Below are 12,023 nucleotides of genomic sequence, written 5' to 3'. Positions count from 1 at the left end.
CACACCCTTTTCTCGCTACCTCCCCCGGAGTTGCTGTTTTGTATCAGGATAAAATTCTTGTCCGCCATCTCGGGCTGCAACCTTATGAGCCTGTCTCTCAGGCTATGCATGATTTCACTGACTCACGCGATGACAACACGCCCGATGAGATCTGGCTGGTCGAGCACCTGCCGGTTTTCACCCAGGGGCAGGCAGGTAAAGCAGAGCATGTGCTGGTTCCCGGTGATATCCCGGTTATTCAAAGCGATCGCGGCGGGCAAGTGACCTACCACGGACCAGGTCAGCAAGTGATGTATGTCCTGCTGAATCTGAAACGCCGCAAACTCGGGGTACGCGAACTGGTCACGCTGCTGGAGCAAACCGTAGTGGATACGCTGGCAGAATACGGCATCGATGCCCATCCGCGTGCCGATGCGCCGGGGGTGTATGTCGGGGAGATGAAGATCTGTTCGCTCGGGTTGCGCATCCGCAAGGGCTGCTCATTCCACGGCCTAGCGCTCAATATCAATATGGATCTTTCGCCTTTCCTGCGCATCAATCCGTGTGGTTATGCGGGAATGGAAATGACCCAAATGCACCAATGGGTAGAAAATGTCACCCCAGATATTATTCGCCCGACGCTGGTAAGTAATCTTTTAGCGCTGCTAAACAATCCACCACACGAATATATTCCCGCTTAATATATTATACATGATGGTCCATTTATTTTATGGACCTTCGCGTATTTACCGCATTTACGCTTTACAATAATCCATAGTTTCTATATTTTCGAAGCGCTTGAGCAGGTTCACATATTTTGCTGCGTTTAATTTCAGTACGTGAATACCACCTTGCGAACTGGCCTTCATTTGATTGAAAATTACACAGTTAGTTGATTTCCCTAAACAATTGACATCCACAAAATACTTTACCAATCACTACAAGCACAATATATAAATTCAACTATCATTCATATTGTGAATGAATACGGAGTGACAGCGTGGATTATAATAATTTACCGGCTAAACGACTGAATGAGCCAGGCGGTCAGGACAAGCCGCAAGTTTTTAGGACTTTACGTAATATTGACCTCAATTTATTGACGATCTTTGAGGCCGTATATGTCCATAAGGGTATCGTTAATGCTGCGAAAATTCTTAATCTCACCCCCTCAGCAATTAGCCAGTCAATTCAGAAATTGCGCGCTATATTTCCTGACCCGCTGTTTATTCGTAAAGGCCAGGGTGTCACCCCTACCGCTTACGCCACGCACCTTCACGAGTACATCAGCCAGGGGCTGGAGTCGATTCTCGGTGCACTGGATCTCACTGGCAGCTATGACAAACAACGCACCATTACGATAGGCACGTCGCCTTCCGTCGGCGCGATGGTCTTGCCGATTATCTATCAGGCGGTTAAGCGTGAAGCCCCTCAGCTGATGCTGCGCAATATTCCGGTTAACGACACGGAAACCCAGCTCGCACAGTTCCAGACTGACCTGATTATCGACAGCAATGCTTTTGGCGCACGATCGCTGGCCCACAGCGTGCTTTACGCCGACGGGCTGCTGCTGGTGTGTCGCAAAAATCATCCGGCCCTCAGCCAGACGGCAACGGCTGAAAATCTGCGTGAGTATGAGTACGCCCTGTTCATGAATGACGGGCACAACTTAAATCAGCTGCACCAGCGCGTTAACGAACTTTTCCCAGATCGCCTGGTGAACTTCAGCAGTTACAATATGTTTACGATTGCGGCGCTGGTGGGCAACAGCGACATGATCACCATTATGCCTTCGCGCCTTTATACCCTGCTGCGCCAGTGCTGGCCGCTGGAACAGATCCCCTACGCGCCGCTAAATGCTGAATCTATTGAGATTGCGCTGCATTACAATAAACTGAGCCTGCGCGACCCGGTTCTGGAAAACGTGATTAACATTATCCGTCAGGCGTTTTAAAGCCCCTTCCAGCGCTAGCCCCTGCCCCGCAGGGGACAAAGGGCACAAAACAACAACTATTTTACAATTTGGCGACCTCACAGGCTGCTTTATCGCCCTTATCAATGATATACTGCCTGTCGTTCGTTCAAAAATAGTTGATAAATACAACATTCCCTTGAATTGAAACGCTTTCCCTCGAATTTCGCAACTGGAACACGCACGCTATGAGTAAACCCATTGTGATGGAACGCGGTGTTAAGTACCGCGACGCCGATAAAATGGCCCTTATCCCGGTTAAAAACGTGGTTACGGAGCGCGAAGCGCTGTTAAGAAAACCGGAATGGATGAAAATCAAACTTCCGGCTGACTCGTCACGCATTCAGGGTATCAAAGCGGCGATGCGTAAGAACGGCCTTCACTCTGTCTGTGAAGAAGCGTCTTGCCCGAACCTTGCGGAATGTTTCAACCACGGTACGGCCACCTTCATGATTCTGGGCGCGATTTGCACCCGTCGCTGCCCGTTCTGCGACGTGGCACACGGTCGCCCGGTCGCCCCTGACGCCAATGAGCCGCTGAAGCTGGCTCAGACCATTGCCGACATGGCATTGCGCTACGTGGTGATTACCTCCGTTGACCGTGACGATCTCCGCGACGGCGGTGCGCAGCACTTTGCAGATTGCATCACCGCCATCCGTGAGAAAAGCCCGAACATTAAGATTGAAACGCTGGTGCCCGATTTCCGTGGTCGTATGGATCGCGCGCTGGATATTCTCACCGCCACGCCACCGGATGTGTTCAACCACAACCTGGAAAACGTGCCGCGCGTTTACCGTCAGGTCCGTCCGGGCGCAGACTACAACTGGTCACTGAAGCTGCTGGAACGCTTTAAAGAAGCGCATCCGCACATTCCAACCAAATCTGGTTTGATGGTCGGTCTGGGCGAAACCAATGCCGAAATTATCGAAGTAATGCGCGATCTGCGCCGCCATGGCGTGACGATGCTGACCCTGGGCCAGTATCTGCAGCCTAGCCGTCATCACCTGCCGGTACAGCGCTACGTCAGCCCGGATGAGTTCGATGAAATGAAAGCCGAAGCGATGGCGATGGGCTTTACCCACGCGGCTTGTGGTCCATTCGTTCGCTCTTCCTACCATGCGGATATGCAGGCGAAAGGCGAAGAAGTGAAGTAATAATTTATTACACTTCACCCATAAAAAAACCGGCTATTACGCCGGTTTTTTTCTTTCCAGAGAACTGGAAGGACAGTGCCATTACTCTTTGTGCGACAGCTTCTCAGCCGGGACGTCGCCCTCTGCCGTTTTCTTAGCAGTGGTGTCGTCATCGTTCATCGCTTTTTTGAAGCCTTTAATGGCTGTACCCAGGTCTCCGCCCAGAGTACGTAACTTCTTGGTACCAAACAGCAGGACGACCAGCGCCGCAACCACCAGCAGTTTAGTAATACTAATCTCACCCATAGATACCTTCTTCACTTAAAACAGGCTGCAAACAGCGCCAGAAAACCTGATGTTATTAACGGACATTCGACGCGCGCACACAATAGCAATCTGTAACAAGGTGAATCAAGCTTTGATGAAAAAAACATCACATTAATTGCGGTGGCGCAAACCGTCGGTTGGTCAGAACCGGTAATTGCCGCCGTGCCTGCGCGATTCGCTCAGGATCGATCTCGGCCATGAAGAGGCCAGGCGCTTCACCCGCTGCCGCAATCGTCACGCCCAGGGGATCAACAATCCGGCTCTGGCCGATATTCTTATTACCGCACTCACCGGCGGCAACGATGTAGCAGGTGGTGTCCAGCGCACGTGCGGTTAATAACGTCGCCCAGTGATGCTCTTTGAGTGGCCCTCTGACCCACGCGGCCGGCAACACCAAGACTTCCGCCCCGGCCAGCGCCAAGTTCAGCGCCATCTCCGGGAAGCGTATATCGTAGCAGGTCATCAGCCCCAACTTGATGCCCTCGACGTTTATCAGCGGTGGGATCTGGCTGCCGGGATCAACCAGGCGGGATTCCTGAACAGTAAAGGCATCATAGAGATGGAGCTTGGCGTAATTCGCGATGATTTTCCCCTCGCGCAGTACGACCAGAGTATTGGCTGCCCTGCCCTCGGTCGTCGGGACATGCACCGTCAGCACCGTGGTGAGCTGGTTGCGCTGGCTCTCATCCAGCAGCAGCTGTAAAAAGCCGCCGTCCAGGGGCTGGGCCGACTTTACCGAAAGGTCCGGGTCCTGATCATGACGTGCCAGAAGCGCCTCCGGGAGAACCAGCAGCGCGGCTCCCTGGCGCGCCGCTTGTGCCATCAGTGCGACACATTGACGGGCGTTTTCCTCCCAGAATGGGCTAACCGCGAACTGCCCAACCGCAACATACATATTTTCCCCCTGCTTCACTTAGCGATACACTCAATACTTTGACTCATTCAATAGCAGGAATTGACAGTGTTACAACTCCTTTTAGCCGTATTTATTGGCGGCGGCACGGGCAGCGTTGCGCGATGGTTTCTCAGCATGCGCTTTAACCCCATGCATCAGGCCATTCCGATGGGTACACTCACCGCGAACCTGATCGGCGCGTTTATCATTGGTATGGGATTAGCGTGGTTTAACCGCATGACGCACATCGATCCGATGTGGAAATTATTGATCACTACCGGTTTTTGCGGCGGGTTAACGACCTTTTCCACCTTCTCGGCTGAAGTGGTATTTCTGCTCCAGGACGGGCGTTTTGGCTGGGCACTGACAAACATTGCCGTCAACATGCTCGGCTCGTTTGCGATGACCGCACTCGCATTTTGGTTATTTTCTGCCGCCAGCGCGCATTAATCACCGGCATATTAATGTTAGCTTAATTTTTCTCTGTCACGCTTGTCGATAAATCGACCAGGGGTGATGAGATGAAAGAAAAAGTGATGAGCGCAGGCATGATGTTACTGAGCGTACTTATCGTCGCCAGCTTTCTGAAAATGTATCTGTTTTAGCTCTAAAAAAAGCACAAAAAAAACCCGCTCAATGAGCGGGTTTTGGAGTTCTTGCTGAACGGCTCGAATTACAGAGCAGTTACGTTAGCAGCAGAAGGACCTTTGGCACCGTTAGTGATTTCGAACTCAACGCGCTGGCCTTCAGCCAGGGTTTTGAAACCATTAGTCTGGATTGCAGAGAAGTGTACGAACACGTCTTTGCTGCCATCTTCCGGAGTAATGAAACCGAATCCTTTGGACTCATTAAACCACTTAACGTTACCTTTAATCTTAGACATCAAAATTACCTTTACATGAAAAATGGACACAAATGCTGTGTCGGGTATCAGTACAACAATTGTGGGCCGTTTTGTCCAGCGGTTCTTTGTTAAAAAGTGACAAAAGTCGCGTTAATTTTATCGACTGGCTGTTTGTTCTTTACGATTCAAAAAGCGTGCATTTTTCAGCCAATCGACAGGTTTTTTTCAGTTAAAACTGGAAGCGCATCCAGGCGAAGTAAACGTTCCCGTTGTTGTAGGTACCCGGAATATAGGTCATCTGGAATGTGGCCGGACCGTAGCCGATAGACGCCAGCGGCAGCAGTACGGGTATCGGGATGTATTTCCAGTTATCACGCGCCGTAAAGCCCGCCGTGTACCCCAGGCCCATGTGGAAATTGTCATCCGCCAGCGGACGCCAGGTCTTCTCCCAACCGTAACCACCAATCGGCTCCCATTTGTTATAGGAGTCTTTAAACGCCATCAGGTACAGGCCGTGCCAGTTGCCTTTATCATCCCAGCGGGATTGACCAAAACCAGCACCCCACGGGCGTTCGTTGTAACGATCCGTTTTCTCTTTGTCGTAGGCAAAACGGGCGTGCCAGGTGATTGCCGGAACATACAGGTCATAATGCTCAGGTTCGTTCCAGGTCTGCGCTACGTTGTCGGTGAAGGTTGAGAACCATCCTTTATCCGCCGCTTTCTCATCTGCCATCGCCGACGCCGATAAGGTGAGCTGAGCAAAAACAAACAACATAACCAGGAAAATATTATTTCTTATCGTCACAATGAAATTACCATTTTTCGTATTCGGGGCGATTTTAACAAATATTAATTAAATGAAGACTGAATAACATCGCCCTTAATCCGAATTATTTACTTTCAAAAGTGGGAATGTTCCTGGTGAATAACAACAAAACGCCCCGAAATAATCGGGGCGCAAAGATTAATTAACGCTTATGTAACAATTTATACAAAGCAGGAATAACCAGCATGGATAATAAGGGTGCTGTGACCATACCGCCGATCATCGGTGCCGCAATGCGCTGCATCACCTCAGAGCCGCTTCCGCCGCCCCACATGATGGGCAGCAAGCCCGCCATGATCGTGGCAACCGTCATCACTTTTGGCCGCACGCGTAGCACTGCACCTTCATGAATCGCACGCATCAGTTGCGTGTTCCCCCCCTCAGGATATTTATCCAGAGCCTGATTGAGATACAGCACCATAATAACGCCGAATTCCGCAGCCACCCCGGCGAGGGCTATAAATCCGACAGCACCCGCGACGGAAAGATTATATCCCAGCAGCCACAACAGCCATACGCCGCCTATAAGTGCAAACGGCAAAGTCCCCATTATTAATAAGACATCCGCGATTCGCTTAAACGTCAGCCACAACAAAATAAAGATAATCATCAACGTAACCGGAAGCACCAGTTTCAGTTTTTCCGTGGCGCGTTCCAGATATTCAAATTGCCCGGACCACGACAGAGAAACACCCTGCGGCAATGTGACCTGTTCGGCGACGCGCTGCTGCATCTCTTCAACAGCGGACTTCAAATCCCGCCCGCGCAGGTCGACATAAATCCAGTTTGAGAGCCGTGCATTTTCGCTTTTCAGCATCGGCGGCCCTTCTGTGACCTGGATATCCGCCAGCTCCCCCAGCGCGATCTGGCTGCCATTCGCCGTCACCACTGGCAGAACCCGCAGCTTATCGACGTTATCCCGCAGATCGCGAGGATAGCGCACGTTGATGGGATAGCGCTCGCGCCCATGAATCACCTCTCCGATGTTGTCGCCGCCCACCAGCGTCGAGACCATACTCTGCAGCTCATCAACGGAGACACCGTAGCGCGCCGCTTTTTGCCGGTCGATACGAATATCGACATAGCGCCCGCCCGCCAGCCGCTCCGCCAGCGCAGACGTCACGCCCGGTACCTGTTTCACAATCGACTCAATTTGCCCGGCGACGCGTTCGATATCGGCAATATTGTTGCCGTTCACCTTAATCCCCACCGGACTCTTGATCCCCGTCGCCAGCATGTCCAGACGGTTACGAATCGGCGGCACCCAGACGTTGGCAATACCAGGGACCGAAACGGTTTTATCCAGCTCCTCCACCAGTTTTTCAGGCGTCATGCCAGGCCGCCACTGGTCGCGCGGCTTAAAGTGGATCGTGGTCTCAATCATCGTCAGCGGCGCCGGGTCCGTTGCCGTGTCCGCCCGTCCGGCTTTACCAAACACGCTCGCAACTTCCGGAACGCTCTTGATCAACCGATCCGTTTGCTGCAACAGACGACTGGCCTCGCGCGCCGAAATGCCCGGCAGCGTCGACGGCATATACAGCAGATCCCCCTCATTGAGCGGCGGCATAAACTCGCTGCCCAGCCGACTGAGTGGCCACAGCGTCACCAGTAAAAGCACCAGCGCCAGCGCCAGGGTTGTTTTGGGAAAGCGCAGAACGTGATCGAGCAGCGGCTCATACAGCCGAATCAAAAAGCGGTTTATTGGGTTGGCCTTTTCATCCGGGATTTTGCCGCGAATGAAATAGCCCATCAGCACCGGAACCAGCGTGATCCCAAGCCCAGCCGCCACCGCCATCGACCAGGTTTTGGTGAAAGCCAGCGGCGAGAACATCCGTCCCTCTTGCGCTTCGAGGGAAAAGACCGGAATGAACGACAGCGTAATAATCAGCAGGCTGCAAAACAGCGCCGGTCCCACTTCGACCGCCGCCCGCTCGGCCAGATGCCAGTAATCGCCGGAGGTAGGCTCCTGATCCGGATGATCGTGTCGCCAATGCTCCAGCACTTTGTGCATGTTTTCAATCATCACAATCGCCGCATCGACCATCGCGCCAATCGCAATCGCAATCCCCCCCAGCGACATAATATTGGCGTTGATGCCCTGGTAGTGCATCACCACGAACGCCCCCAGAATCCCTAAGGGTAACGAGACGATTGCCACCAGCGCCGAGCGGAAATGGAAGAGGAATAACGCGCACACCAGCACCACGACCGCAAACTCTTCCAGCAGTTTATGGGTCAGGGTTTTGACCGACTCTTCAATCAGCGTTGAGCGATCGTAAACCGGCACAATCTCCACCCCTTCCGGCAGCGTTTTTTGCAGCGCCTGGAGTTTATCTTTCACCGCATGAATAGTTTCCAGCGCATTTTGCCCGTAGCGCATCACCACCACGCCGCCCGCCACTTCGCCTTCACCGTTCAACTCCGCCACTCCGCGACGGATTTCAGGCCCGTAGCTCACCGTCGCGATATCGCTGAGCAGCACCGGTTTGCCGTCACGCGACGTGAGCACCACATTGCGGAAATCGTCCAGCGAGCGCAGATAACCGGTGGTACGCACCATGTATTCCGCCTCCCCCATCTCCAGCAGCGCGCCGCCGCTCTCCTTATTCGCCGCCTGAATAGCACTCACCAGCTGACCGTGAGTGATATTCAGCGCACGCATTTTTTCGGGCGAGGCCACTATTTGATACTGACGCACCATGCCGCCGATGCTGGCGACTTCCGAGACGTTCGGCACGGTTTTAAGCTCAAACTTTAAGGTCCAGTCCTGCAGCGCCCGCAAATCGGCGAGGCTGTGCTTGCCGGTGCGGTCAATCAGCGCATATTCATAAATCCAGCCGACCCCTGTCGCATCCGGCCCAAGAGAGACTTTCACCCCCGCCGGGAATTGCGACTGCACTTGGCTCAGATACTCCAGCACCCTTGAGCGCGCCCAGTACAGATCGGTGCCATCTTCGAACAGCACATAGACATAGGCATCGCCAAACATTGAAAAACCGCGCACGGTTTTGGCCCCCGGCACGGAGAGCATCGAAGTGGTGAGCGGCCAGGTCACCTGATCCTCAATGACCTGCGGCGCTTTGCCTGGATAGCTGGCTTTGACGATCACCTGCACGTCCGAGAGATCCGGCAGTGCGTCCAGCGGCGCGCGCTGGACCGCCCACCAGCCCCAGCCAGCCATGATCGCGGCTGCGAGGATCACCAGCAGCCGGTTGCGTAATGAAGCACGAATGACGGCGGCGATCATGGCGTCACCTCCGGCAGCGCGCTGCGCAGGCTCGCTTCCGAGTCGATCAGGAATTGCCCGGAGGTCACCACGGTATCGCCCTCCTGCACGCCGGAGGTGATTTCGGTCCAGCCTTCAGCCGTCATTCCCGTTGTCACCTTAACCGGGCGGAAATAGCCATCGCCCGTTGCCAGTAAAACACGCTGCGATTCACCGCTGTTAATCACCGCCTCTTCCGGGACAGCAAGCACCGCAGCGCCGCGCGTTTGCTCTGCGCGAGAAATATTCAGGAACATACCCGGCTTCAGTTTATTGCCTGGGTTTTCCAGTACGATTCGCGCCTGAAGCGTGCGCGTGGTCGCTTCCATTTGCGGCAGCAGTTCGCTGACGGTGCCGTGAAAACGCTCGCCCGGCCAGCTTTCGGACGTGGCACTCATTTCGCTGCCGACCGTCAGGGATTGCGCCTGGGTTTGCGGATAATCCACAACCAGCCAGACCGTATCCAGCGCGGCGATCTCAAATAACGGTGCGGTAGCCGCCACCTGCGCCCCTTCCCGCGCGTCCAGCTTGACGACATACCCGGCGCGGTCGGCGCGCAGGGTTAATCGGGTTTGCGGTTTCCCGCTGCGCTCGACGGCGCGAATAGTCTCTTCCGGCATAAACTGCAGCGCCAGCCGCTCCCGCGCCGCGCGGGTGAGCGTCGCGTCCCCGAGCTGACGTACGGCCAGATACTCCTGCTGCGCCGTTGTCCACTGGGGAACCCAGATCTCTGCCAGCGGTTCACCGGCTTTGACCTGCTGCTGCTGCGCACGCACGTAGAGTTTTGCGATCACGCCCGCTGCGGGTGCCGGATAAATTGTCAGGCTGCGTTCATTAGTCGAGACCGTCGCATAGGCCGAGAAAGGCTGCGCCAGCGCGCGCTTCTGCGCTTTGCCCGTTTTCATTCCGAGGTTTTGCTGTTGCTCGGCACTGATCCCCACGCCCGTTGCCGCTTTCTCTTCGTCGGCGTAACGCGGCACCAGATCCATATCCATGAAAGGCGATTTCCCGGGCTTATCGAAACGCTGGCCCGGCATCATCGGGTCGTACCAGTAGAGCACTTTGCGCTCAGCCGGTTTTGCCTCGTCGGGAGCGGCATGCATCGTGCGCTGCCCCGCGTAATAGCCGCCGCCCGCAGCCAGCAGAACGGCCAGTGCGGTTGCGCTTAACGTCAGTATTTTCATTGTGTGATGTCCTGCGGGATCAGCCATTGAATTGCCGCCCAGGTCCGCGCCATCTCGCGCTCAGCCTGGTTGGCAGCCAGTTCGGTGTCGAGCACGCTGCGACGTGCCTCAAGGAGCGCCGGGAGTTCCGACTGCCCGGAACGGTACTGTGCGGCCAGCACCGCCAGCCGTTGATGCTGGAGCGGCAGGAGGTCATCGCGCTGGCGCTGCCACAGGGTCTGCGCGGCCTGGTATTGCGCCACCAGCGACTGCACCTGCGCGACATGCTCTCGCTGAATCAACGTCAGCTGATCCACGGCCTGCATCGATCGCGACACCTCGGCGGCATAGTCCTTGTCCTGTCGGCGCGACTGGAAGAGCGGCAGATCGACGGTAAACATCACGCCCGCCATATCGTCATACCCTTCGGCGCGATGAGCGTAGAACACCTCCACATCGACGTCGGGGATCGCCGCTATCGCCGACTGGGCCGAGCGGGCTTTTGCCGTTTCCGATTCGCGCTGCGCGGCCTCCACTTCCGGATGCCGCACAATCGCCTCCTCCAGCGTCTTTTCGTCGGCAGGTAAACGTTGATAGCGCGGCAGCGGGCCTTGCACATCGGTAATAGCTTGCCCGGTGAGCTGGAACAGGCGGCTTTGCGCCAGCTGAACATCCCGGCTCGCGAGCGTCACTTTGTCGCGCATCGCGCTCAGGGTCATCTGCAGCGAGAGCACGCTGTCGGGCGATGCACTTCCTGCGCCGACGCTGGCCTTTTGCACCCCCTGCTGACGCTCGGTTTCATTCACCAGATTTTTGGCGGTTGTGAGTGCCTGCTTTGATAACGCAAGATCGAGCCACGCCTGCGCCGTATCACGCTGGAGCGCGGCGCGAATGGCCTCGGACTTCGCCTCCACACCCCGCGCCTGGGCCTGTAACGTTTGCGATTTACGCTCCCGCTTTTCCGCACTCACGTAGCTTTGCATGATGCCAATACGCTGCATCGTCATCCCTTCGCGGGTAAACCGCTGGTCATTACTCCCCTGCACCGGCACGTTTTCGATGCCGAATTTGAGTTTAGGGTCGGGCAGCTGAGTGGCGGAATCCGCCATCATATCCAGCGCCTGCGCTTCGTTGCGGCTGGCAGAAAGCTCCGCAGAATAGCGCTGGGCTTCGGTCAGGGTTTGCGCGAGCGTCCAGGACTGGGCCTGAACCGCTGGGCTTAAAAAGCCGAGCAGCACCCCACCGAGCCACAGGCTCAGTGTCTGATATTTCATGGTCACCTCCCTTAGCGCAGCGGCGTCAGGGAGATAATCTGGAAGCCATCACCCGCGCGTTCGAGCGTAAAGGTGACGCGATCGCCGGACTTCAGCGAAGCGGTATCCACATTTTTCGCCAGCACAAACGGCATGGTCATCGCGGGCCACTGCAGTTCAGGAATGGCCTGATGCTGGAGGATGATTTGGGGTGGCGCGATCTGCTGAACCACGCCCTGGCCTTGCCAGTGTTGGGCAGCAGGTGACGGATCGGTGGCCTGAACGTAAAGAGAGATAAGGGAGAACAGCACGCCCGTAAGCGCAGAGACAAAAATTGCACGCATGATAAAACTCCTGTTAATCGTA

At 55.1% G+C, this 12,023-nt stretch carries 12 protein-coding genes; 4 read left to right on the top strand and 8 right to left on the bottom strand.

What is annotated here, in order from left to right:
* Nucleotides 1-38: 38 nt before the first annotated feature.
* From lipB to lipA, 3 genes are all read left to right on the top strand, one after another.
* Nucleotides 39-680, top strand: coding sequence for a lipoyl(octanoyl) transferase LipB (lipB, locus tag C0560_RS06035; RefSeq protein ID WP_123429272.1), 642 nt, complete (start codon nt 39-41; stop codon nt 678-680).
* 299 nt (nt 681-979) lie between these two features.
* Nucleotides 980-1,933 (top strand): YbeF family transcriptional regulator, encoded by a 954-nt coding sequence (locus C0560_RS06030; RefSeq protein WP_102104175.1) that lies wholly within the window; start codon nt 980-982, stop codon nt 1,931-1,933.
* Nucleotides 1,934-2,139: 206 nt separating this feature from the next.
* The gene (gene lipA, locus C0560_RS06025; RefSeq protein WP_102104176.1) at nt 2,140-3,105 is read left to right on the top strand and encodes a lipoyl synthase; all 966 of its coding nucleotides are present in this window, start codon (nt 2,140-2,142) and stop codon (nt 3,103-3,105) included.
* A gap of 81 nt (nt 3,106-3,186) precedes the next feature.
* Here the strand turns inward: lipA and tatE are convergent, their stop codons facing one another.
* Nucleotides 3,187-3,390 (bottom strand): twin-arginine translocase subunit TatE, encoded by a 204-nt coding sequence (gene tatE / locus C0560_RS06020; RefSeq protein ID WP_100777233.1) that lies wholly within the window; start codon nt 3,388-3,390, stop codon nt 3,187-3,189.
* A 127-nt stretch (nt 3,391-3,517) separates the two neighbouring features.
* Nucleotides 3,518-4,306, bottom strand: coding sequence for a deaminated glutathione amidase (locus tag C0560_RS06015; protein ID WP_248859828.1), 789 nt, complete (start codon nt 4,304-4,306; stop codon nt 3,518-3,520).
* 66 nt (nt 4,307-4,372) lie between these two features.
* Here C0560_RS06015 and crcB point away from each other — a divergent pair, with 66 nt between their 5' ends.
* Nucleotides 4,373-4,756, top strand: coding sequence for a fluoride efflux transporter CrcB (gene crcB / locus C0560_RS06010; RefSeq protein ID WP_100777235.1), 384 nt, complete (start codon nt 4,373-4,375; stop codon nt 4,754-4,756).
* A gap of 223 nt (nt 4,757-4,979) precedes the next feature.
* Here crcB and cspE read toward each other — a convergent pair whose 3' ends face one another.
* The 6 genes from cspE to C0560_RS05980 all read right to left on the bottom strand — a co-directional run bounded on the left by cspE (nt 4,980) and on the right by C0560_RS05980 (nt 12,001).
* Nucleotides 4,980-5,189 carry a transcription antiterminator/RNA stability regulator CspE gene (cspE, locus tag C0560_RS06005; RefSeq protein ID WP_000034826.1) on the bottom strand — a complete coding sequence of 70 codons (210 nt, stop codon included), beginning with the start codon at nt 5,187-5,189 and terminating at the stop codon, nt 4,980-4,982.
* A gap of 190 nt (nt 5,190-5,379) precedes the next feature.
* Nucleotides 5,380-5,925, bottom strand: a complete 546-nt coding sequence (gene pagP, locus C0560_RS06000; protein ID WP_100777236.1) for a lipid IV(A) palmitoyltransferase PagP — start codon at nt 5,923-5,925, stop codon at nt 5,380-5,382.
* A gap of 193 nt (nt 5,926-6,118) precedes the next feature.
* Entirely contained in the window at nt 6,119-9,223 is a 3,105-nt protein-coding gene (locus tag C0560_RS05995) for an efflux RND transporter permease subunit (protein WP_248859827.1), read from the bottom strand.
* Nucleotides 9,220-10,425 carry an efflux RND transporter periplasmic adaptor subunit gene (locus C0560_RS05990; protein WP_248859826.1) on the bottom strand — a complete coding sequence of 402 codons (1,206 nt, stop codon included), beginning with the start codon at nt 10,423-10,425 and terminating at the stop codon, nt 9,220-9,222. The genes C0560_RS05995 and C0560_RS05990 overlap by 4 nt, the downstream gene beginning before the upstream one ends.
* On the bottom strand, nt 10,422-11,678 hold the full coding sequence (locus C0560_RS05985) for a TolC family protein (RefSeq protein WP_248859825.1): 1,257 nt from the start codon (nt 11,676-11,678) through the stop codon (nt 10,422-10,424). Before C0560_RS05985 ends, C0560_RS05990 begins: the two co-directional genes overlap by 4 nt.
* A gap of 11 nt (nt 11,679-11,689) precedes the next feature.
* Entirely contained in the window at nt 11,690-12,001 is a 312-nt protein-coding gene (locus C0560_RS05980) for a copper-binding protein (RefSeq protein WP_248859824.1), read from the bottom strand.
* Nucleotides 12,002-12,023: the final 22 nt, after the last annotated feature.

The organism is Lelliottia sp. AC1 (genome assembly GCF_023278595.1).
GTDB classification, from domain to species: domain Bacteria; phylum Pseudomonadota; class Gammaproteobacteria; order Enterobacterales; family Enterobacteriaceae; genus Enterobacter; species Enterobacter nimipressuralis.
Note: the sequence above shows the minus strand (reverse complement) of the source record. Positions and strands in the feature narration are given on the sequence as shown.